We start from the raw sequence: 21284 nt of genomic DNA, 5'->3' as shown, positions 1-21284 counted from the left end.
GCACAAAATGTTTCATAGTATTGGTGCATGGCCATCACGCTGCTGAAACTTCTTGAGTCCCAAAACCTGGGCCTCAGGGCCCACACGGACTTTTCCGGCGTGGGCCAAACCCCCATCGAATGGGCGGCCGTCACCGAACTGCGCGATCCCTCGCCGTTCCTGACCACCGGGGCCATCGTGCTCACCACCGGCCTGCGGCAAACCACGATCGCCAACCAGGAATCCTTCGTCCAGACGGTGCACGGCGCCGGTGCCCTCGCCCTGGGCTACGGCACCGGTCTGAGCCACCGCAGCGTGCCCGCGGCGGTGATCCGCAGGGCCACCGAGCTGGGGCTGCCGGTCTTTGAGGTTCCCTACGAAACCCCGTTCATGGCCATCACCAAGCTCATTGCCGATGCGCTGAACGAAGACCACCTACAGCGGCTGGAACAGCTCCTCAAGGGCCACCAGCGACTGGCTTCCACGCTGCTCACCGGCGGGTTGCGGGCCATGTTGCGCGAGCTCTCCCGCATGCTGGGCACCGCTGTGGCACTGACGCAATTCGCCGCCCGGATCCACGGGCCGGAGCTGGGTGGCGAATCCTGGCACGAAGTGCCCATCGCGACCGGCCTTCGGGACAAGTGCACCCTGCATCTGGCCGAGCCCTGCGAACACGACGGACTCGTGGATTACGCCCAGGGCCTGATCGGGCTGGAATTGGCCAACCAGGCGCGGCTGCGCGAATCCACCCGGCTGGTCGCGGGGCTGGCGTTCTCGGACCTTTTGGCCGGAACCCTCACGGGTTCCGAGGCCAACGCCCGGCTGCAGGGAATCGGCATCGATCCCGGCCAGCCTCACTCGGTGGTGCTGGTGGCCGCGGCCCCGGGACAGGAAAAGGCACTGCGCACCCTGCCCATTCCGCCGCAATTCCAGCATGTCGTCTCGGCCGTCGTCGATGGCCGCCTCGCGCTGGTGGTGGCGCTGCAGGATGGTGCCGAGCTGGCCGACGGGATCGATAGGTACCTCCAAGGTGCCGGCATCGGGGCGCGCGTGGGCTTCGGCGGCGGTTACGCCCAACCCAACGGCCTGCGCTGGAGCTTTTTCGAGGCCATCGAGGCCCTGCGCCACGGAGACCGCATCAACACCCCCTCCAAGCTCTCGCTGACGTCCCTGCTGCTCGCTGCCCGCGACGTCCCGCTGCATGCCCTGGCGCAGGAAGCCCTGGAACCGCTGCAGATCTTCGACAAGAAGCACTCGGCCGAGTTGTTGGGCACATTGCGCAGCTACCTGGAACTCGACGGAAGCGTCGGAGCAGTGGCCGATGCCTTGGGTTTGCACCGCAATACCGTCCGATACCGGCTGCAGCAGATCAGTGAACTCTCCGGCTACGATCCAACGACCACCGCCGACCGCGTGCAATTGTGGCTCGCGCTCACTGCCATGGACTTGAACTAGCGGACCGCCCGATAGGATGGATGGCATGGCTGAAATGTTCCTTGAGAAGTTCCGTTCGCTGGTTCCGCTGTACCTTGAGGACGAGTGGCAAGTCGAGGACGGACTCACCGAGTCCGAGCTCGATGACGCACTGTCCGGGGTCCCCTCCCCGATCCCCCTGGTGCTGCGCGAGTTTTACCTGGCGCTGGGCGGCTGCGAGGACCTCATGGAGGCCTACCACTACTTCTTTGACCCGGACGAGCTGGAGATCGAGGACGGCTACCTCTTGTTCCTTGAGGACGAAGAGGAAAAATACGTGTGGGGCATCCGCGTGGACCAGCTCGAGGTCCCGGACCCGATCGTGTACCGCCGCCAGAACGCCCGCGGCATCTGGAAGTCCGAAGAAGGCACCTTCAGCGAATACGTCCTGGACATGTTCAGCTGGGTCTTTGACGAACTTTCCCCCGAGCTGAACAACTAACGCCGGTTTAATGGACGGGTTGTGGAAGTCGCACGCTCCGCAGGACTACCTCTGCCCGTTTTGCGAGCTGCTTGCCGGCGGCGACCTCTCCCCCGGCAACCGCTGCGTTCCAAGTGACCTGATCTACCGCACCGAGGCCGTCGCCGTCATCATGGCGTGCGACGGCTTTGGGCCCTACGGGGGCCACGCGATGGTCATCCCGGCGGACCACCATGAGGCGCTCTACGACCTTCCCGACGAGGTTGCAGCGCAGATCATGTTGGAAACCAGGCGCATTGCCCTGGCCATGAAGCTGGCGTGGAACCCCGAGGGAACCAGCACCCGGCAGCACAACGAACCTGCAGGGAACCAGCATGTGTGGCACTACCACCAGCACGTCTTCCCGCGCTTCCCCGACGACAACCTCTACGGCCACCTGCGCCATGCCGTCCCTCCGACCGAACGCGCACAAAAGGCCGCCCAGTTGCGGGCGGCCCTTGGCGAGGGAGACCTGTGGGGCCAGGGCCCCGAACGGTTCCGTTTCTAGGTTTTTAGTGCGCGTGCCCTAAAGCTCGCGCGTCACCACGGCATCGGCAAACGCTGCCAGGGATTCCTTGACGGTACCCTCGGGCAACGGGGCCAGGGCCTCGATGGCGGCATCCGCCCACTGCCGGGCCACGCCCCACGCCTGGTTCGTGGCCGGATTGCCGGCAACGGCTTCCACTGCACGGGCCAGGGCCGCGTCCTCAGCCAGGTCGCCGTCAACCAGCTCCAGCACGGCGGCGGCATCCTTGTCGCCGGCGGCTGCGGCATCCCGCATGAGCAGGATCGGCAACGTCGGCACGCCCTCGCGCAGGTCGGTTCCCGGCGTCTTGCCGGAACGGATCTGCGCGCCGGTGACATCGATGACGTCGTCCGCCACCTGGAAGGCCACGCCTACCTTCTCGCCGTAGGAACGCAGTACCTCCACGAAGTTCTCCACCCCGCCGAAGAGCGCGCCGAAGGCACCGGAGGTCGCCAGCAGCGAGGCGGTCTTGTCGGAAATCACGTTCAGGTGGTGTTCGATCGGGTCTTCACCCTCGCGCGGTCCCACTGACTCGTGCAACTGGCCCAGGCACAGGCGTTCGAAGGTGCGTGCCTGCATGTGCACGGCCTCGGGGCCCAGCTCCGCGCCGAGCACCGAGGCGCGGGCAAAGATCAGGTCGCCGGTGAGGATCGCCACCGAGTTGCCCCAGACCTCGTGGGCCGTGGGTGCCCCGCGGCGCAGCGGCGCCGAATCCATGACGTCGTCGTGGTAAAGCGTGGCCAGGTGGGTCAATTCCACGATGGCCGCGGCCTTGATGACGTCCTCTGTCACGCCCTCGCCCAGCAGGGACGTGAGGATCACCAGCAGGGGCCGGATGCGCTTCCCCCCGGCCTCGACCAGGTGGCGGCTGGTGGCATCGATCAGCGGATCGGAGTTGGCGATGGCGTCGCGCAACAGCTTTTCGACCTTGGCCAGGCCGGTGGCGATGGCCGGGCCGAACTCGGGATCCTGGGCAATCAGCCCAAAGCCGCCGGGGAGGTTGACGGCCGCAGCCAGCACGCCCGTCTCGGGGTTCAAATCAAAGGAGTCGTGCACGCCGTGTCCGGCAGCTGTCCAGTTTGTCTGGGAATCGGTCACTGTTCTAAGACTTACTATCTCTCGACGGTCGGCTCCAGCCGCGGCATGTGGCCGAATCTGGGTGCTGGTCGGTTTGCACCAGCTGCTCTAGTACATGGATCACTCTATCGCCATTCACTGCCCGGACGGCCTTTGTGCCCGGTGGTGGCAGGTCGGATGCCCCGTGCGGCGGCCCGGAGCGCGGGACTAGGCCAGTGGTTTGGTGGCCCGGTGCACTGCCACGATACCCCCGGAGAGGTTGCGGTAGCGGCATGCTTCCCAGCCGGCGTCCTCGATCCACGAAGCCAGCCCGTCTTGGGCTGGCCAGGCGCGAATGGATTCCGCCAGGTAGACGTAGGCGGTGGGGTTCGAAGAGATCTTCTTGGCCACCGGCGGAAGCGCCCGCATCAGGTATTCGGTGTACACGGTGCGGAACGGCGCAAAGGTGGGGTGTGAGAACTCGGCGATGACCAGGGTCCCGCCCGGCTTGGTCACGCGCAGCATCTCCGCCAGCGCCTTCTTCGGCTCGTTGACGTTGCGCAGGCCAAAGCTGATGGTGGAGGCATCGAAGCTGTTGTCCGCGAAGGGGAGGTTGGTGGCGTCCCCTGCCACGAAGTCGATGTCGGGGCGGCGGCGCTTGCCGACCTTGAGCATGCCCTGGGAGAAGTCGCACGCGACCACGCCGATGCCGGCGTCCGCGTATGGTTCCGAGGATGTGCCCGTTCCGGCAGCGAGGTCAAGGACCCGCTGGCCGCGCTTGGCACCCACCGCGTCGACGACGATTTTTCGCCAGCGGCGGGTCTGGCCCATGGACAGGATGTCGTTCATCACGTCATAACGTGCGGCAACATCATCAAACATGGCTTGGACTTCTTCGGGGCGCTTTTCCAGCGATGCACGGCTCACCGTTTCATTGTCGCAAAGTTCCGCGGATAGGGGAAAACGCTCCTCGGACGCCAGCCGCGTGAGCAGCGACACGGTGCCTGCATGGAGGTCGTTTCCCGGCGGTAAGCTAGGCAGATCATGACTTCCCAACTTTCCGCCGTTCTGGGGGCACCTGCCCCGGGCGCAGCCCCGCAGTTGCGCTCGATCACCATCCAGCGACCGGCCATGAGCGAACACGGCCTGCTCGACTACGTCATCCGCGACGATTCCCTGGTGTGGTCCCGCCGGGGCGAGGGAACCGTTGGATTCGGCCAGGTCGCGCGTTTTGAGGCCTCCGGTCCCGAGCGCTTCGCCGAGGCACGTGCTTGGTGGGATGCCGTGGCAGCAGCCTCCGAGGTCGAGGACAATGTGAACCAGGCCGGCACCGGGTTAATCGCCTACGGCACCTTCGCCTTCTCGTTCAGCAGTTCCTACGTCTCCCGGCTGATCGTTCCCAGGATCGTGGTGGGCCGCAACGATGCCTGCAGCTGGATCACCTACACGGTTTCAGACCCCGCGGCCGAGCTGAGCGTGGAAGCGGCCGAGGCGGAACTGGCGGCGCTGTTGGAGGACTACTCCCCGGAACACGAACTGGGCACCGGCATCGACCGGCTCGTGGCCGGCCAGATTTCCGAGGAATCGTACCTGGAATCGGTGCGCAAGGGCGTCTCGGTCATCGAATCCGGCAGCATCACCAAGTTGGTCCTTGCCCGCGACGCCGTCGCCGAGCTTGGTTCGCCGATCGCCGTCGCCCAGGTATTGCGCCAACTGGCCCTTCGCTACAGCGATTGCTGGACCTATTCAGTGGACGGGCTCATTGGTGCGACACCGGAAATGCTGGTCCGGGTGCGCGGTGACATCGCCGAGGCCCGCGTGCTGGCCGGCACCCTGGATCGCGCCACCGCGCCGAGCGGAGACGCCGACTATGCCCACCGCATGCTCCTCGAGGACGAGAAACAGCGTCACGAGCACCAGCTCGCCATCGACTCGCTAACCGAGCAGCTTGGCCCGCTCTCCTCCGGCATGGACGCACCGGACGAGCCCTTCGTCCTGCAGCTTCCCAACGTCTGGCACCTGGCCTCGGATGTGAAGGCGACCTTGGCCGCCCGGGCGGACGGTTCGGTGCCCAGCATGCTGGATCTGGCGGAGGTCTTCCATCCCACCGCGGCGGTGTGCGGCACCCCCACCAAGGCAGCCGGGGTGATCCTGCGTGAACTCGAGGGCATGGACCGCGGACCGTATGCCGGCCCCGTGGGCTGGATCGACACGCGCGGCAACGGTGAATTCGGCATCGCCCTGCGTGGCGGGGTGATTGAATCCCCGACTTCCATCCGTCTCTATGCGGGTTGCGGCATCGTGGCTGCCTCGGATCCGGCGGCAGAGCTTGCCGAGTCCTGGGCCAAGATGCGTCCGATGCGCGAGGCCTTGGGTCTTTAGTGGGTCCGGGACGCCCAAGACAACAATTGCACAACGGCGCTTGTTTACCCACAGAAATAGTCTGTAGCCTGTGAGGCACATCTCATGGGTCTGCGCTTGCGGTTAGAATGATCTCCAACGCAAACCCTGCGAGCGATCACCTAGAGAAGGATCACACTCCAATGCGGATTTCATCAACCGTACTCAAGTCCCTGGCCGTGGCGGCAGTGGGCGCACTTGCCCTGACCGCCTGCGGCGGCAGCGAGACCCCCGCTGCTTCATCGGACGCCAACGCCCTGACCGTCCTCAACGCCGGCAAGCTGACCGTTTGCTCGGACATCCCCTACGAGCCATTCGAGTTCGTCAAGGACGGCAAGAACGTCGGCTTCGACATGGATATTGCCGCGGAAATCGCCAAGGACCTGGACCTTGAACTCAACGTGATCGATTCCAGCTTCGATTCCATCGAGTCGGGCCTCTTCCGCACCCAGTGCGACATTGCGATTTCCTCGCTGTCGATCACCGAGGCACGCAAGGGCAACATGGATTTCTCCACGCCGTACATGGATGACGACCTCACCCTGGTGGCCAAGGAAGGTTCCGGCGTGACCGACATTGAATCGGCCAAGGGCAAGAAGGTCGGCGTCCAGCAGGCCACCACGGGTGCGAAGTACGCCACGGACAACGGCCTTGACGCCATCGGCTACGAGGACTCGGGGCTTCAGATTGCATCCTTGAAGGCCGGCACCACGGTTGCCACCTTGGGGAACCAGTCGGTCCTGGGCTACGCCATCAAGGATGACCCGACGCTTAAGCGCGTCGCCGACTTCAAGACCGGTGAACAGCTCGGCATTGCCGTGCCCAAGGGTGGAACCGTGATGTTGGAGAAGGTCAACACCACCCTCAAGCGCCTGACCGATGACGGTTCGCTGGCTAGGTACCAGGAGACCTGGTTCGGCGCCACCAACTAACGTCAGCTACGTTTGACGCAAGCACTCACGCGAGGCCCCGGCTCCCGAACGGATCCAGGGCCTCGCTACCTTTCACGGAAGGCTTCAATCCCATGGCCATGACCACCCGTCAACGCGCCCGATTAAGCAAAATCATTCAGATCGTCATCTTTGTCGGCGTCATCGCGGCGGTGGTGCTGCAAGTCGATTGGAAGATCCTCGGCGAGAACTTCTTCGCATTCGACAAGCTCGGCCCGATCTTCCCCGACCTGATCACGGTCGGCCTCAAAAACACCCTGTACTACACCGTCATTTCCTTTGCCTTTGGCCTGGTCCTTGGGCTGCTCCTGGCACTGATGAAGATGGCCAGTTTCGCACCGTACCGTTGGTTCGCCACGGGATTCATTGAATTCTTCCGCGGGATTCCGGCGATCTTGGTCCTGATTACCTTCGGGTTCGGCGTTCCCACCGCTTTCCCCGGCACCAGCTGGCCGCAGCCCGTTGTTGTCATGGTGTCGCTGGGCCTGGTATCCGCAGCCTACATCGCAGAGACCCTTCGCGCGGGGCTCCAAGCTGTTCCCAAGGGACAGGTCGAGGCAGCCAGGTCACTCGGCATGCCCGCGTGGCGAGCCATGGTCACCATCGTGATCCCCCAGGCGTTCAAGATCGTTCTGCCTCCGATGACCAACGAGGTCATCTTACTGACCAAGGACTCGTCGCTGGCCTTCATTCTGGGCGCGAGCATGGCGCAGTACGAAATGACCAAGTTCGGTCGCGACGGCATCACCTCCCTCGGGGCCGGAATCACGCCGTTGATTGTGGCCGGCGCCCTGTACCTGGTGATCACCGTTCCCTTGAGCCTGATTGCCCGAAAGTTCGAATCCCGTTCTGCCCGGACGAAGCGATAGGGGAATTTCCTCATGACTGACAACAACACCCAAACCACGTTCAAGGCCTCAGGCGTGGATATCCGGGGCTTGCACAAGTCCTACGGCGACAACGAAGTCCTCAAGGGCATTGACCTGGAGGTCAAGCCCGGTGAGGTCGTGTGCCTCATTGGCCCCTCGGGCTCGGGGAAGTCGACGTTGCTGCGCTGCGTCAACGTCCTGGAACAGCCGAATGCCGGAGTCATCCACGTGGGTGGCTTCGAGGCCACCGACCTGGATGTGGATCTGGATCGGATGCGCCAAAAGGTCGGCATGGTCTTCCAGCAGTTCAACCTGTTCCCGCACCTGACCGTGATGCAGAACTGCACGGTGGCCCAGACCAAGGTCCTCAAGCGTTCCGCTTCAAAGGCGAAAGAAACCGCCCAGAAGAACCTCACCCGTGTGGGACTTGCCGACTTCGGAGACCGCTACCCGGACCAGCTCTCCGGGGGCCAGCAGCAGCGCGTGGCCATTGCCCGGGCACTGTCCATGGACCCGACGCTCATGCTCTTTGACGAGCCCACCTCGGCGCTTGACCCGGAGACGGTCGGTGAGGTGCTTGCCATCATGCGTTCGCTGGCCAAGGCCGGCATGACCATGCTGGTGGTGACCCACGAGATGTCCTTCGCCAAGGAGGTCGCCGACCGCGTGGTGTTCATGGACGGCGGGGTCGTGGTCGAAGAAGGTCCGGCTAAGGACGTCATCGGCAACCCGCAGCAGCCGCGCACCCAGGACTTCCTCAGGCGCGTGCTTGATCCCACCCACGTGGAGATTGCAGAGTAGGTCCTGCAGTAGTCGAAGGGCGGTTGGCATCCATGTGGATGCCAACCGCCCTTCGGTTCTTAATGCCCACCGCATTGGACGGCTTCGTGGCATTGGACCCGGCTTCGTGGCTTGCGCCTTGCCCCGGGCCCGGAACCCCGCCCCCGGGGACCGGAGCCTGCTGGGATGCCCTAGTGTGTTTCCGGCCAGTCCAGTTCGTTGATTCGGGCGGCAATGCCCGCGTGCATGGTGCGCAGTCCCGCACGTGGCACTGCGACCTCGATGATCCGCCGGATACCGGGGCTCTGCAGCACGTCCCTGAGTTCCTCGACGGTGTCCACGGACAGGTATTCCCAACCGTAGGCAGCGGCCAACGGCTGGATCCGGACCCGGTGCGGGGTGGCAAAGAGCCGTTCGACAGCATTGGCATAGCGTCCGGATTCCTCGACTGCACCGTGTTCGAGAGTCGAGAAGATGGCTCCGCCGGAGTCATTCAGGATCACCACGTCCATCTCTGGTTCAGGTTCACCCTCGCCGATCAGCAGACCTCCGACATCATGCAGGAACGTCACGTCCCCGACCAGTAGCGTGGTCTTTCGGCTCCCACGCGCCAGGGCGATACCCGTGGCGGTGGCGACGGTGCCGTCGATCCCGGCCAGGCCGCGATTCGCATACACCACGGCCGCGGCACCCTCCGCCGGTGATCCGCAAAGGTCTGCATCGCGGATGACATTTGAGGAGCCCAGAACCAGGTTTCCGCGGGACAGCTCCCAGACAACGCTGGCGACCAGGGGGCCATTCAGTCCACCGGTTGCGTCGATGGATTCCCTGATGCTCTTCTCCGCCTGCCGGCCCAGCTGCTGCCAATGCCCCAGCCAGCCTGCGGGAGGGAACCCGGCGAACTCCACCAGTTCGGCGGGGTCGGCGATGGGCTGCTCGCGCCTGCGCCCCGCTTCGAACCACGGGGCGGGGGCCGGCGACCACAGTGCCGAGGCGATCTCCGGGTTGCCCAGGAGCAGGCCCACCGGCCGGCTCAGCGTCGGTCGGCCGAAGAGGACCACACGTTCGATGCGTGCCAGGTGTTTGGCCAGCAGCGTTCGGTAGGGGCCAATGGCGTTGGGGCCGAAGCGTGCGTTGGAACTCGGCTCGGCAAAAAGCGGCAGGCCCAGGGCCCGTGCGAAGTCCTCGGCTTCTGCTCCTGCCCCGTGACCCGCAACCACCACGGTTCGATGTTCGGCCGCCGGCGCGTGGTTCCGCCACCCGTGGTCCAGATTCGCGGTGATGGCGACGGGCGGATGGGACACATTGGCAGCGAAATCCGGCAGCTTGTCCCCCGGGGCCGGAACCAGCGGATCGCGGAAGGCGACATTGATCTGCACCGGGCCAGGAGCAACCGTTTCGGATCCGCGCGCGGAAGCAAGGGCGGCCGCGAGCAGGGATTCCGGGTTCGCACCAGCCGGGATGGTGACGCTGCCGCGGACGTGGGCTCCGAACAGATCCACCTGGTTGGTGGTCTGGTTGGCACCGGTTCCATGCAATTCGGTGGGTCGGTCGGCCGAAAGCACCAGCAGCCTGGCTCCGACGTGGTTTGCCTCCATGACTGAGGGCAGCAGCTCCCCCACGGCGGTTCCCGAGGTCGTCACCACCGGCACCGGGGCACTGCTTGCCAGGCTGAGCCCCAGCGCGGTGAATCCTGCCCCGCGTTCGTCGATGCGCACATGCAGCCGAATGGTGCCCGCTGCCTCGGCCTCGGCAAGGGCGTAGGCCAGTGGGGCGCTGCGCGATCCGGGGCAGATCACCACATCGCGAACCCCGTGGTTCTGGAGTGCGGCCAGCAACAGACGGGCAACGTCAATGGAGGCGAGTTCGGGGACGGAATCAGTTGGCATGCCTTCCATCCTAATTCCGTCCCCGACCGGGCCTCGACCGGCTTCGAATGTCGGACAAGACAAAAGGCTCTCGGTCCAAACGGCGGCAAACCGTTGGGACCGAGAGCCTTTTGGGCCGAAGGGCTTCAGCTACCTACTTGTTCTTCCCGTTCCCCTTGGTCGAGGAGAAGACCTGGACCACCGAGGGACGCGGACCGTAGACCTCGCCGCGCTTGGCCTTGGAGGGGCTGAGCACGTAGTCGGGGAAGAAGGACGTCGGGTCCTGGAAGGTGCCGTTCTCGCCCGGGTGCTGGACGGCGACGAAGACCGAGCCGTCGCGGTCGTGGATCAGCGGTCCGCAGGTTTCCGCACCGGCCGGGACGGCCAGGAACTGCTCGACGCGTCCGCGCTCCGCGCCGGTCAACGTGACCTTGTGCAGGGCGTCGCAGTAGCCGATGGTGCCGGGCTGGCCGTCGGTGGAGATCCAAAGGTTGCCCTTGGAGTCGAATGCCAGGTTGTCCGGGCATGAGATCGGTGAGACCTTGTCCTTCGGGTAACCCGAGAAGTAGGTGCTTTCGTCCTTGGACGGGTCGCCGGCCACCAGCAGGATGTTCCAGGCGAATTCGGTGGCCGTCGCGTCGTTGTTGCGCTCGGTCAGTTCGATGACGTGGCCGTCGCGGTTCTTGGTCCGCGGGTTCGCCTCGTCGACTGTCGCCTTGCCGGTGGTGTCGCGCTGGGTGTTGTTGGTCAGCGCGATGTACAGCTTTCCGGTGACAGGGTTCGGCTCGACGTCCTCGGGACGGTCCATCTTGGTGGCACCGACCTTGTCGCCCGCCAGGCGGGTGTAGACGAGAACTTCCTCAACGCTCATGCCCGGAACCATGGAGGCGCCGTCCTTGACCAGCGGAATCCAGCTGCCCGAGCCGTCGAAGGCGCCATCGGTTGGCACTGCCGCCGAGCCGTCGATCTGGGCAGCCGGGGAATTGCCGGAGAACTTGGCAACGTAGAGGTTGCCCTGGGAGAGCAGCGTCATGTTGTGCTTGCGGTCCCCGCGGCGGTACTTGGCCTTGGAAACGAACTTGTAGACATAGTCGAAGCGCTCGTCGTCGCCCGAGTAGGCGACGACGCGTCCGTCATCGGCGATCCGCACGTTCGCACCCTCGTGCTTGAAGCGGCCCAGCGCTGTGTGCTTCACCGGGGTGGAGGTCGGGTTCTGCGGGTCGATCTCCACGATCCAGCCGAAGCGGTTGATCTCATTCTCGTAGCCCGGGTTGCGGGCCGAGAAGCGAGGGTCCACGTCTTCCCAGCCGCGTTCGGTCGCCACATCGGACAGCCCGTAGCGCGCATCGGATGCAGAACCGGTGCCGCGGAAGTACTGGTTGAAGTTTTCCTCGCCGGAGAGCACGGTGCCCCACGGGGTGGTGCCGCCGGCGCAGTTGTTCAGGGTGCCCAGCACCGTGCGTCCTTCCGGGTCTGCAACGGTCTTGAGCAGGTCCGAGCCGGCCGCCGGGCCGTCGACCGCAAAGGGCGTGGTGGCGGTGATGCGGCGGTTGCGCTCGCCCCCGCGGACATAGGCCCAGGGCGTGCCGCTCTTGACGCGCTTGACCTCGACCACGGAGAAGCCGTGGGCGGCCATGGCAATCTTCGCGGCCTCGGCCTTGTTGGCCGCGAACCAAGCGGGTTCGAACATCAGGTCTTCGTTGGTGTATTCGTGGTTTGCCACCAGCACGCCGGAGCGTCCCGAGTACTTGTCCACGATGATGTTCAGGTAGTCGTTGTTGTAGCCGAACTGGCCGGCCTGGCGCTTTTCGGTCTGCGCATTGATGTCGAATTGCGCGGTGTTGTTGAACAGCGGGTCGCCCCAGCGGATGATCGTCGCCCAGTCGTAGCCTTCGGGAACGGTGACGGCATCGACGGTGCGCGGCACCGGGGCAATGGCCTTGAACGCCAGCTTGCCGCCGCCCTGCGGGGCGACGAGGGTGTCGGCCTGAGCGGCGGTTGCGCCGACCGTTTCGACGCCGACGACCAGCGCCGCAGACGCCACGGCCCCAAGACCCAAGATGGAGCGGCGGCTCAGTGCGGCATCGGCAATGTCCCGGAAGTAGCTGTTGTCACTGGTGTTGCAGACGTCCTTGGCGCACGCGTTGCCGCACTTGAAGTGGCAGGTTGCGGCATCGCGGTTGCCGCGGGTGTGGCCGAGCATGGGAAGGAAAGTACGTGTGAGGCTCATGGTTTTCTCCGTGCAACGCTATCGAGTGGATTACTTCGATTCCAGCGTTCCAGCGCCCGGTGAGCGGCTGGCCGCCGAAAGGTTAACGGCGGGCAACGGTCAGGCGTCGACTTCTACCTTTTGGGTTGAATTGTGAGGTGCGTCTCGCACAGGAGCCTTGCCGGCTGCGTCCGCCCGTGGTTCGGTGCCGTGGCTAGTCGATGCTCCGCTGCAGTTCCTCGAGGCAGCCGGCCAGCCGCTGGCGCCACCAGGTACGGCGTTCGGTCCCGACCGCATGCCTGCGCAGCAGCTGGGGGTCGGCGGCGATGTCCCGCAACTGCAGGGATCCGTTGACGGCGATGAACCTGTCGGTGGTGATGTCGGAGGAAAAGAGCGAGCCGGTTGCCAGCCCGCAGGCATAGGGCAGCTCGGGAAGCGCGGCCGCCAGGGCGGCACCCTGGCGCAATCCGATGGAAGTGTCCAGTGCCGAGGAAACCACCGCCGGCAGTCCGGCGTCCCGCACGATGTCGATGGCCCGGCGGACCCCGCCCAGCGGCTGCGCCTTGATGACGATCAGGTCCGCGGCCCCCGCCCGGGCCACCGCCAGCGGGTCGGATTCCTTGCGCACCGATTCATCCGCGGCAATCAGGATCCCGAGTCCGCGTCGCTGCACTTCTGCGCGCACGCGTGCCAATCCCCCGATGCCGGGAACCGGCTGCTCGGCGTATTGCAGCGAGAAGCCGGCCAGCGCCTCCAGCGCCTCCATCGCCGCTTCATGGTCCCACCCGGCGTTGGCATCGATGCGGATTGCCGCCTCGGGCAGCAACCGGCGGACCTCCGCCACGCGAGCCACATCCTGGGAGAGGTCCTGGCCCTTTTCGGCGACCTTGATCTTGATGGTGTGCGTTGCGTCGTAGGAGGCCAGGACGGCCTCTACCCGCTCCGGGCCCACTGCCGGAAGCGTGGCGTTGACCGGAACGCTTCCGCGCACTGGTGCCGGATAGCCTTCCCAGGCCGCTTCGATGGCCGAGCGCAGCCATGAAGATGCCTCCGGGGCCGCGTATTCCAGGAAGGGCGAGAACTCACCCCAGCCGGCTGGCCCCTCAAACAGCATGGCCTCGCGGTGCCGCACCCCGCGGAATTGCACGGTCATGGGCAATGACACCACGTGCGAGGCGTCGAGGAGTTCGTCAAGGTCGGGCAGCTGGTTCATGGTTTCCAGCCTATCCGGCACAGCACCCGGGCAGTTCGCCGCCGTTTGCGCCCTCCGCCGTGGAACCCGGGCACCTGAAGGACCCATTTGGCCGGCGTCGCGGTGGGACAAAGCCCACGTTCCGGACCCACAGCGAGGAAATTGTGAAATCCTAATGACAATGAATCCCACCGCCCAGCAATCACCGACAGCCGCTCCGGGCCGTGCCTTGTGGCCCTGGTATGGCGCCCTGCTGCTTCTGGCTGCCGCATTTTGGGCGTGCTACAGCTTCTTCGTCACGACGAAATTGGGGCAGTGGATCGACGAAGCCGCGCTCCGGGGCGGAGAGGCATTCCTGGCTGCGGACAAGACCCGAGGCCCGGCACTGGCGTTCCTGGACCACATGCCCGCGGCATCGGCCCTTCTGGCCGCCGGGTTCATCCTCTTTGCCCTGGTGCGCCGACACGACTTCGTCCGTCCGATCGTGGCCGGGGCGTTGTTGCTGGGCTCCGCAGGATCCACCCAGCTGCTCAAGCATGTGGTGCTGGAGCGGCCGGACCTGAACATCTCGGAGGCGTCGATGAATTCGTTCCCCTCCGGCCACACCACCTTTGCCGCCGCCGCCATGGCCACGATCTTCATTGTCACCCCGGTCGCGCACCGCCCCCTGCTGGCCTTGCTGGGATGGGGCTATGCCGCCGTTGCCGGGGCCTCCACCTTGGTGCTGGGCTGGCACCGTCCCAGCGACGTGATTGCGGCCTACCTGGTGGTGGCATGGTGGAGCGTGCTGGCGGGATTGTTCCTGCGCCACGCGCACGGCAGTTCCGCGGCACCGGCGACGACCGGCAACCAGACGCGTGCGGCGCCGGAGAGAATACTGCGCTTCCTGGCGATCCTCGGGATACCAATGGCAGCAGGTGCCCTGGCCCTGGCGGTGGCGATGCCGCACCCGGCCATCGGCACCGTGGGCAATGTGCAGCTACTGCTGTTCCTGGCTGTGGGACTGGCCCTGGTTCTGGGCACCGCCATGGTTGCGGGCCAGTTCGTCCACGTGCTCTTTGCGCGTTACGGGGCGCCCATTCGCCGGCGGTTCGTGCGCGGGATGAAGTAGCCGAAGATCCCTGCCCCCAGCAGCGCAACCCCGCCAATGGCCCAGATCCCGGCACCCAGGGTCGCAGAGGCCACGAGTGCCGCCAGCACCACCGGCCCGGCCATCGCCCCGGAGTCCGACATCAGTCGCCACAGCCCCAGGAACTTCGCCCTGCCGGCCACCGGAGAATAGTCGGCGCCGAGGGTCATGACGATGCCCGAACCGATCCCGTTGCCGAAACCCAGCAGCATGGCCACCGCCATCATCGCCGGCACGCCGTGGGTCATCGGCAGCAGGAACAAGGCCACTCCCATCACCACCATGCACGGCACCGCGATCCACACACGGCCTCGCTTGTCCATGACCTTGCCCGCGGGGTAGAAGATCAGCATGTCGATGGCTCCGGAGATCCCGTAGATCAGGGAGATGGTGGCGGCGTCCAACCCGAGGTTTTCACCCCACAGCGGGAGGACTACCTGGCGGGTTGAGCGCACCGCGGTGATGCACACGATGCCCAGCCCGATCCCCAACAGGATCCTCCATTGGTCCTTGGCGATGCTCCACATGGATCCGCCGGCGCGGCTTTGGCCGGCTTCCAACGGAGCGCGTGATGCCAGCTCCGGGATCCGGAAGCAGACGACCATCGCGATGAACATCGCTGCCATGCCCACCCAGTAGGCCCCCGCGATCCCCAGCCATTTCATGGCCAGCGTTGCAGCAAAGGGCCCGATGAACACACCGATGCGCATCACCCCGCCCAGTGTCGACATGGCCCTGGCCCGGAATGCCAAGGGGACCGCTTCGGCCAGATACGTTTGCCTGGCCAGATTGAAGACGGCACCGGCCATGCCCAGCATGGTGACGCCCACGGCAAACAAGCCAAGGTTGGAGGGCACGATGCCCAACACCATGCCCAGGGATGCCCAGCCTGCGGCAAAGACCATGGCCAGGCGCTCGCCGAATCTCGTCGTCAACATCGCGGCCGGGATGTTGGAGAGCAGGGCTCCGACGCCCACAAGGGTGACGATCAGGGCGGAAGTGGCCAGGTTGGCCCCGCGATCCAGGGCCGACAGCGCAATGATGGGCGTGACGGCACCGAGTCCCAGCCCGTACAGCAGGGAAGGTGAGTACACTTTCACCGCGATCCGACGCAGGTTGAAAGGTTCCTCACTCATGCATTCATCCTACGCAACCGGCTATGGCAATAATTCACGCAGTCGTTGCAGGAAGATCGACGATTGTTCAGGTCCGTAGGGCATCCAATCCAACTGGAACGCGGTGGGATCAACCCGACCGGCCGGCCAGGACGCCACGATTTCCTCGCCCTCCCGGAGCGCGGCCCGCATTTCCCGCAGCTGCCTGCCGATGAAGTCCACGTCCACCACATTGCCGTGGCCCGGAACGATGACCGTGTCTGGCCGGCATTCCCGTTCGAGCCGTTCCAGCAGCTCCGCCCAGAGAAACGGATCGGCGTCCTCGAAGTTTGGCGGGCCGCCCTCCTCCACCAGGTCGCCAGTGAACAGGATCCGGCCGCAGCGCACCAGCAGGTCGCCGGCGGTATGCCCGCGCCCCAGCCCGAAGACCTCCAAGCTCGTGCCGCCAAGATCCAGTGTTGCACCGGCTTCCCCGATGATCCGGGAGGGCACCACGATGTTTGAGTAGGGCCCTTGGCGCAGGGCCATTTCCGGTTCCAGGAAGCGCACGAGCTGGCGTTCCTCGTCGCCGTGTCCGCGCAAGTGCTCCGCCGCAGCTGCACTGGCGTGGAAATCCTCCACGCCGTGGGCGGCAAAGTAGCTGTTTCCGAAGACGTGGTCGCCGTGGGCATGGGTGTTGATCACGAGCAGCGGCAGGTCGGTGATCCGGCGAACCGCGGCATACAGCCCTGCGGCCTCGCGCGGACCGGAACCGGTATCGATGACTACTGCCCGCTCCTCCCCCACGATGAGCCCGGAGTTCATGGAGAAGCCGTGGTTGAGCATCCGCCAGCAATGTGGATCGAGTTGTTCCACCTTGGGCGCTAGTGGTTTCATCATGGCGGGATCCCACTTTCTCGGTGCCGGTCACAGCCGGTGTTTCGGTGCTATCCACATTCTGCACGAAAAGGCACCCGGGCAAAATCAAGTCCCCGGGGACCGATCGCCGGTTCCCGGGGAACTCTGTTGCATGGCCCAAAGGGGCCGGTGCTAGGGGACGGTGATCTTGATCTTGCCGAAGGGGACGTTCTCGTCCACGAAGGCTTGTTCCGAGTGGCCCCCTAGCCCGCGGATGTGAACGCCGTATTTGCCTTCGGCCATTGATTCCTTGAAAATCGGCATCACGGTTTCCACGTGGAGTTCGTCTTTGCCTACAAGGTAGTGCTCGTATTCAGCAGGTAGCTTGTCCATGGCATCAGGATAGTAGGTCGACGCCCCTTTCAATAGGGGGGCGGGGAAACAGAACAACACGTCAGCCAGCCAAAGCGGGTTCGGAACGCTATCGCTCTCCCGGCATCCGCTTCCACTGGAGCCGCTGCACATGCACGAGCGCCCGCGGCAACAGGTTCATCAAGATCCTGTTGCCGCGGGCCCTCGTTTCGCCGCAGGTTGCTGCACCTCCCCTACAGGTCGGCGAGCACCGATGCCGGGTTTTCCATGGCGTCGGCTACGAAGCGCAGGAATCCTGCCGCCGTGCCCCCGTCGCAGACCCGGTGGTCGAAGGCCAGCGTGAGCTCGGTGACCTTGCGAACCGCCAGCTCGCCGTCAACGACCCACGGCTTGTCAATGATCCGTCCGACCCCCAGGATCGCGACCTCCGGGTAGTTGATGATGGCGGCCGAACCGTCGACACCGAAGACCCCGTAGTTGTTGAGCGTGAACGTGCCGCTGGTGAGCTCGGCGATCGTGGCCTTGCCCGAACGGGTGACCTCGGTGAGCCGGGCCAGTTCGGCATGCAGGCCGCGGGCACTGAGCTGCTGGGCATTGCGGATGGCCGGAACCATCAGACCACGATCTGTCTGCGCCGCGATGCCCAGGTTGATCCCGTCAAAGCCGATGATCTCGGCGTCCCCTTGGGCGTTGTGCTCAAGACGGGTGTTCAGCGCAGGGTACTTTTGCAGTCCCGCCACCACGAAACGGGCAATGAATGCCAGGATTCCCGGGGTGTTCTCCGGGTCGGTGGACTTCATCGCCGCACGCATCTGCAGCAGGTTCGTCGCATCCACGTCCACCCACACCGTCGCCTCGGGAATTTCGCTCCGGGATCGGGCCATGGCCTGGGCGATGGTCTTGCGCACGCCGCTGATCGGGGTCCTGGAGGAAATTGCCAGGCCCGAACGCGCGTCGAGTTCGCCCCGGTTCGCGGGGGCGGCAGGAGCGGCCGCCACCGGTGCAGCGGCGGGCTCCGGGGTGGAACCGGGTTCCGGCACTGGCGCGGCCACGCCGGCTGCCTCGATGTCGGAGCGCAGGATCAGGCCGTTGGCACCGCTGCCGGTGACCGTGGCTATGTCGATGCCGCGGTCCCTGGCGAGCTTCCGGACCAAGGGTGAGATGACCAGCGGGGCGATTCTTGGCTCGGCAACCTCTGGCCGTTCCGGGATCGCAGGGGCGGTGGCTTCGGCCGGGCCGGAGCGCGGGCGGCGCTTGCGCGCCTTGGCGGAGAGTCCGTCCGGGGTTCCGTAGCCGATGAGCACGTTGCCCGAGCCTTCGGCAGCGGGCTCCTTGGCGCCTGCCTGTTCCTCCTCCCTGTAGCTCTGGGCGACTTCGCGCACCGGCGTGGTGGGCCGGGGCGCAGGGGCGGCGGCCGGCGCCGTGGCGCCTTCCTCGAGCACGGAGAACAGCGGGGCATCGACCAAGACCATCTCGCCGACCCTGCCATGGAGCTCATGCACGGTTCCGGCGTAGGGGCTGGGCACTTCCACCATGGACTTCGCGGTTTCGACTTCCGCGATGGGCTGGTCGATGACGATGGTGTCTCCGACGGAGACCAGCCACTTCACCAGCTCGGCCTCGGCCAGGCCCTCGCCGAGGTCCGGCAGCAAAAAGGTTTTCACGCTCATGCCTTTTCCTCCCATTGCAACGCATCCACGGCATCCAGGATGCGGTCCACGGATGGCAAGTAGTACTTTTCCAGTTTTGGTGCAGGGTACGGGGTGTCGAACCCGGTCACGCGCAGCACCGGGGCGGCCAGCGAGTGGAAGCACCGTTCCTGGATCCGCGCGACGATTTCGCTGGATACCGAGGCGAAGCCAGGTGCCTCGGCGATGACCACCGCCCGTCCGGTCTTGCGCACCGATGCGCAGATCGTTGCGTCATCCAGCGGCACGATGGTGCGTACGTCGATGACCTCGAGGCTGCGGCCCTCCAGTGCTGCGGCCTCCGCGGCGGCCATGGCGGTGGACACCGAGGGACCGTAGGCAATCAGTGTGGCGTCGGTTCCGGTGCGCGCGACGGCGGCCCGTCCCTCGGTCGGGGGTACTGCGGCGGTCTCGTGCGAGAGCCGCAGGGCGTCCAGGTCGACCTGTTCCTTGGTCCAGTACAGCTTCTTGGGTTCCATGAAGATGACCGGGTCCGGGGAGTCGATGGCTTCGCGCAGCATCAGGTACGCGTCCCCGACGGTGGCCGGGGTGAACACCTTCAGTCCAGGGGTGTGCGCGTAGTAGCTTTCGGAGGAGTCGCAGTGGTGCTCCACTCCCCCGATGCCGCCGGCGTAGGGGATGCGGATGACCATCGGCAGCGCCATCCTGCCCTTGGTCCGGTTGTGCATCTTGGCCACGTGAGAGGCGATCTGCTCGAAGGCCGGGTAGGCAAAGGCATCGAACTGCATTTCGATGACCGGGCGCATGCCGTTCATGGCCATGCCGATGGCCATGCCGACAATGCCCGATTCGGCCAGGGGCGTGTCGAAGCAGCGCTGGGTGCCGAAGCGCTTGGTCAGCCCGTCGGTGATGCGGAAGACCCCGCCGAGGACCCCGACGTCCTCGCCGAAGACCAGGACCGAATCCTCCCGTGCCATGGAGTCTGCCAGTGCGGTGTTCAGCGCCTTGGCGAAGGTCACCGGCTGGGTTCCGGTCTCTGCGGTGCGTGCAGCGGCGGCTGCCGTGGCAGCACTGACGTTGGCGGCCGAAGCCGTGGTTGCCGTGGCGCTCATTTTGCGTCCTCCTCGCGGGCGAGTTCGTCGGCGAGCAGTGCTGCCTGCTCGGACAATTGGGTGGTGGGCGTGGAATAGACGTGGGCGAAGAGGTCGGCCGGATCCGGGGTGTTTTCCGAGTTCATGCCGTCGCGCAGCGACTGCGCCACTGCTTCGGCACTTGCGGTGATCCGCGCTTCGGTGGCCTCGGGCAGCAGGCCTGCCTCCTGGAGATAGCTGCGCATCCGGGTGACCGGGTCCTTGGCCATCCAACCCTGCACCTCCGCGTCTTCGCGGTAGCGGGTGGCGTCGTCGGCGTTGGTGTGTGCCTGCATCCGGTAGGTGTGGGCCTCGACCAGCAGCGGGCCGTTGCCCTCGCGGGCCAGGCGCACCGCGCGTCCCAGGACCGCCAACAGCGCCACCAGGTCGTTGCCGTCGACGCGCTCGCCGGCCATGCCGTAGCCGACCGCCTTGTGTGCCAGGGACGGGGCCACCGACTGCTGGGAGAGCGGAACGGAGATCGCGTATTGGTTGTTCTGCACGAAGAAAATGACGGGCAGGTTGAAGACCGCGGCAAAGTTCAGGGCCTCGTGGAAGTCGCCTTCGCTGGTTGCCCCGTCGCCGCACATGGCCATGACGACCGTGTCCTCGCCGCGCAGCTTGGCGGCGTGGGCGACGCCCACCGCGTGCAACAGCTGCGTGGTCAGCGGGGTGGACTGGATGGAGACCTTGTACTGCTTGGGGTCGTATCCGCTGTGCCAGTCCCCGCGGAACCCTGCCATCACCTCCATGGGCGCCACTCCCTTGGCCATGACGGCCACGGTGTCCCGGTAGGTGGGGAACATCCAGTCGTCCTCCCCGAGGCACAAGGCGGCGGCAACCTGGGCGGCTTCCTGACCATGGCTGGAAGGATAGACGGCCATGCGGCCCTGGCGCACCAGAGCGGAGTTCTGGTCATTGACGCGGCGTCCGATGACCAACTGTTCGTACGCATCCACCAGGGCCTTGGGGCTGGGCAACGGGTATTCGTGACCGGGCTCCGCACCCTGCTCCCCGGCCGGGTGCAGCTTGCCGTTGATGTCAAGCATGTGGATTTCGGTTCGCGCGGGCAGCATGTAGTCCTCGGGTGTAATCCCGAACTTGCTGCTCACCTGCTCAATTGCTTCGCGCGCTTCGGTGTTTGTCACGGGTCACGCCTTTCTGGTGTGCGGTGGGACGCGGGCGTCGGGCCAGCCCGTAGTTGCGTCAGTTCTTGCCTTAAGTATCGGTATTTTCGATGAAATGTATCCAGCTTCTTGGACTATTCTGGAAAACTGCGCATGGGATCGT

At 65.4% G+C, this 21284-nt stretch carries 19 protein-coding genes; 8 read left to right on the top strand and 11 right to left on the bottom strand.

All coding sequences use genetic code 11. The features are described 5' to 3' along the window. The first annotated feature begins 27 nt into the window (after positions 1-27). Genes Q2T94_RS13985 through Q2T94_RS13975 form a run of 3 tightly spaced genes read left to right on the top strand, consistent with a single transcriptional unit; the run spans position 28 to position 2420 of the window. Positions 28-1434 (top strand): PucR family transcriptional regulator, encoded by a 1407-nt coding sequence (locus tag Q2T94_RS13985; RefSeq protein ID WP_302265098.1) that lies wholly within the window; start codon positions 28-30, stop codon positions 1432-1434. A 25-nt stretch (positions 1435-1459) separates the two neighbouring features. Then, positions 1460-1894: a hypothetical protein gene (locus tag Q2T94_RS13980; protein ID WP_302265096.1), complete on the top strand. Its 435-nt coding sequence runs from the start codon at positions 1460-1462 to the stop codon at positions 1892-1894. A 10-nt stretch (positions 1895-1904) separates the two neighbouring features. Beyond that, a complete protein-coding gene (locus Q2T94_RS13975) occupies positions 1905-2420 on the top strand; it encodes an HIT family protein (protein ID WP_302265094.1) in 516 nt (171 codons plus the stop codon). Positions 2421-2438: 18 nt separating this feature from the next. Here the strand turns inward: Q2T94_RS13975 and Q2T94_RS13970 are convergent, their stop codons facing one another. Then, positions 2439-3536 carry a polyprenyl synthetase family protein gene (locus tag Q2T94_RS13970; RefSeq protein ID WP_264271418.1) on the bottom strand — a complete coding sequence of 366 codons (1098 nt, stop codon included), beginning with the start codon at positions 3534-3536 and terminating at the stop codon, positions 2439-2441. Positions 3537-3722: 186 nt separating this feature from the next. Beyond that, positions 3723-4421 carry a demethylmenaquinone methyltransferase gene (locus tag Q2T94_RS13965; RefSeq protein WP_264271417.1) on the bottom strand — a complete coding sequence of 233 codons (699 nt, stop codon included), beginning with the start codon at positions 4419-4421 and terminating at the stop codon, positions 3723-3725. 117 nt (positions 4422-4538) lie between these two features. Here Q2T94_RS13965 and Q2T94_RS13960 point away from each other — a divergent pair, with 117 nt between their 5' ends. From Q2T94_RS13960 to Q2T94_RS13945, 4 genes are all read left to right on the top strand, one after another. Next, positions 4539-5876 carry an isochorismate synthase gene (locus Q2T94_RS13960; RefSeq protein WP_302265092.1) on the top strand — a complete coding sequence of 446 codons (1338 nt, stop codon included), beginning with the start codon at positions 4539-4541 and terminating at the stop codon, positions 5874-5876. Positions 5877-6037: 161 nt separating this feature from the next. After that, positions 6038-6826, top strand: coding sequence for an ABC transporter substrate-binding protein (locus Q2T94_RS13955; protein ID WP_302265091.1), 789 nt, complete (start codon positions 6038-6040; stop codon positions 6824-6826). Between the two features lie 92 nt (positions 6827-6918). Further along, complete coding sequence (locus Q2T94_RS13950) at positions 6919-7713, top strand: amino acid ABC transporter permease (protein WP_302265089.1); 795 nt, start codon at positions 6919-6921, stop codon at positions 7711-7713. 12 nt (positions 7714-7725) lie between these two features. After that, positions 7726-8514: an amino acid ABC transporter ATP-binding protein gene (locus tag Q2T94_RS13945; protein WP_302265087.1), complete on the top strand. Its 789-nt coding sequence runs from the start codon at positions 7726-7728 to the stop codon at positions 8512-8514. Positions 8515-8684: 170 nt separating this feature from the next. Here Q2T94_RS13945 and menD read toward each other — a convergent pair whose 3' ends face one another. From menD to Q2T94_RS13930, 3 genes are all read right to left on the bottom strand, one after another. Then, a complete protein-coding gene (gene menD / locus Q2T94_RS13940; protein ID WP_302265085.1) occupies positions 8685-10382 on the bottom strand; it encodes a 2-succinyl-5-enolpyruvyl-6-hydroxy-3-cyclohexene-1-carboxylic-acid synthase in 1698 nt (565 codons plus the stop codon). A gap of 133 nt (positions 10383-10515) precedes the next feature. Continuing rightward, positions 10516-12591 carry a PhoX family protein gene (locus Q2T94_RS13935; RefSeq protein WP_302265083.1) on the bottom strand — a complete coding sequence of 692 codons (2076 nt, stop codon included), beginning with the start codon at positions 12589-12591 and terminating at the stop codon, positions 10516-10518. Between the two features lie 193 nt (positions 12592-12784). Further along, positions 12785-13783, bottom strand: coding sequence for an o-succinylbenzoate synthase (locus Q2T94_RS13930; protein WP_302265081.1), 999 nt, complete (start codon positions 13781-13783; stop codon positions 12785-12787). A gap of 154 nt (positions 13784-13937) precedes the next feature. On the opposite strand from Q2T94_RS13930, the gene Q2T94_RS13925 reads away from it, so the two are divergent. Then, entirely contained in the window at positions 13938-14873 is a 936-nt protein-coding gene (locus Q2T94_RS13925) for a phosphatase PAP2 family protein (protein ID WP_302265079.1), read from the top strand. On the opposite strand, the gene Q2T94_RS13920 is transcribed toward Q2T94_RS13925, so the two are convergent. The 6 genes from Q2T94_RS13920 to Q2T94_RS13895 all read right to left on the bottom strand — a co-directional run bounded on the left by Q2T94_RS13920 (position 14828) and on the right by Q2T94_RS13895 (position 21142). Then, a complete protein-coding gene (locus tag Q2T94_RS13920; RefSeq protein WP_302265077.1) occupies positions 14828-16027 on the bottom strand; it encodes an MFS transporter in 1200 nt (399 codons plus the stop codon). The two genes, Q2T94_RS13925 and Q2T94_RS13920, sit on opposite strands and share 46 nt — an antisense overlap. A 21-nt stretch (positions 16028-16048) precedes the next feature. Next, complete coding sequence (locus tag Q2T94_RS13915; RefSeq protein WP_264271406.1) at positions 16049-16885, bottom strand: MBL fold metallo-hydrolase; 837 nt, start codon at positions 16883-16885, stop codon at positions 16049-16051. Between the two features lie 150 nt (positions 16886-17035). Next, positions 17036-17236: a hypothetical protein gene (locus tag Q2T94_RS13910; protein WP_264271405.1), complete on the bottom strand. Its 201-nt coding sequence runs from the start codon at positions 17234-17236 to the stop codon at positions 17036-17038. 212 nt (positions 17237-17448) lie between these two features. Next, a complete protein-coding gene (locus Q2T94_RS13905; RefSeq protein ID WP_302265075.1) occupies positions 17449-18885 on the bottom strand; it encodes a dihydrolipoamide acetyltransferase family protein in 1437 nt (478 codons plus the stop codon). Continuing rightward, positions 18882-19976 carry an alpha-ketoacid dehydrogenase subunit beta gene (locus Q2T94_RS13900; RefSeq protein ID WP_302265074.1) on the bottom strand — a complete coding sequence of 365 codons (1095 nt, stop codon included), beginning with the start codon at positions 19974-19976 and terminating at the stop codon, positions 18882-18884. The genes Q2T94_RS13905 and Q2T94_RS13900 overlap by 4 nt, the downstream gene beginning before the upstream one ends. Then, the gene (locus tag Q2T94_RS13895) at positions 19973-21142 is read right to left on the bottom strand and encodes a thiamine pyrophosphate-dependent enzyme (RefSeq protein ID WP_302265072.1); all 1170 of its coding nucleotides are present in this window, start codon (positions 21140-21142) and stop codon (positions 19973-19975) included. Before Q2T94_RS13895 ends, Q2T94_RS13900 begins: the two co-directional genes overlap by 4 nt. Positions 21143-21284 lie beyond the last annotated feature (142 nt).

The organism is Paeniglutamicibacter sulfureus (assembly GCF_030512175.1).
GTDB classification, from domain to species: domain Bacteria; phylum Actinomycetota; class Actinomycetes; order Actinomycetales; family Micrococcaceae; genus Paeniglutamicibacter; species Paeniglutamicibacter sulfureus.
This window is presented reverse-complemented; position numbering and strand designations above follow the sequence as displayed.

Bases quoted from the DNA above. Each gene is read 5' to 3' on its own strand.
- Q2T94_RS13930 (WP_302265081.1), bottom strand. From the start codon at position 13,783: ATGAACCAGCTGCCCGACCTTGACGAACTCCTCGACGCCTCGCACGTG.
- Q2T94_RS13980 (WP_302265096.1), top strand. From the start codon at position 1,460: ATGGCTGAAATGTTCCTTGAGAAGTTCCGTTCGCTGGTTCCGCTGTAC.
- Q2T94_RS13910 (WP_264271405.1), bottom strand. From the start codon at position 17,236: ATGGACAAGCTACCTGCTGAATACGAGCACTACCTTGTAGGCAAAGAC.
- Q2T94_RS13935 (WP_302265083.1), bottom strand. From the start codon at position 12,591: ATGAGCCTCACACGTACTTTCCTTCCCATGCTCGGCCACACCCGCGGC.
- Q2T94_RS13945 (WP_302265087.1), top strand. From the start codon at position 7,726: ATGACTGACAACAACACCCAAACCACGTTCAAGGCCTCAGGCGTGGAT.
- Q2T94_RS13985 (WP_302265098.1), top strand. From the start codon at position 28: ATGGCCATCACGCTGCTGAAACTTCTTGAGTCCCAAAACCTGGGCCTC.
- Q2T94_RS13960 (WP_302265092.1), top strand. From the start codon at position 4,539: ATGACTTCCCAACTTTCCGCCGTTCTGGGGGCACCTGCCCCGGGCGCA.
- Q2T94_RS13950 (WP_302265089.1), top strand. From the start codon at position 6,919: ATGGCCATGACCACCCGTCAACGCGCCCGATTAAGCAAAATCATTCAG.
- Q2T94_RS13955 (WP_302265091.1), top strand. From the start codon at position 6,038: ATGCGGATTTCATCAACCGTACTCAAGTCCCTGGCCGTGGCGGCAGTG.
- menD (WP_302265085.1), bottom strand. From the start codon at position 10,382: ATGCCAACTGATTCCGTCCCCGAACTCGCCTCCATTGACGTTGCCCGT.
- Q2T94_RS13920 (WP_302265077.1), bottom strand. From the start codon at position 16,027: ATGAGTGAGGAACCTTTCAACCTGCGTCGGATCGCGGTGAAAGTGTAC.
- Q2T94_RS13975 (WP_302265094.1), top strand. From the start codon at position 1,905: ATGGACGGGTTGTGGAAGTCGCACGCTCCGCAGGACTACCTCTGCCCG.
- Q2T94_RS13900 (WP_302265074.1), bottom strand. From the start codon at position 19,976: ATGAGCGCCACGGCAACCACGGCTTCGGCCGCCAACGTCAGTGCTGCC.
- Q2T94_RS13905 (WP_302265075.1), bottom strand. From the start codon at position 18,885: ATGAGCGTGAAAACCTTTTTGCTGCCGGACCTCGGCGAGGGCCTGGCC.
- Q2T94_RS13925 (WP_302265079.1), top strand. From the start codon at position 13,938: ATGACAATGAATCCCACCGCCCAGCAATCACCGACAGCCGCTCCGGGC.
- Q2T94_RS13915 (WP_264271406.1), bottom strand. From the start codon at position 16,885: ATGATGAAACCACTAGCGCCCAAGGTGGAACAACTCGATCCACATTGC.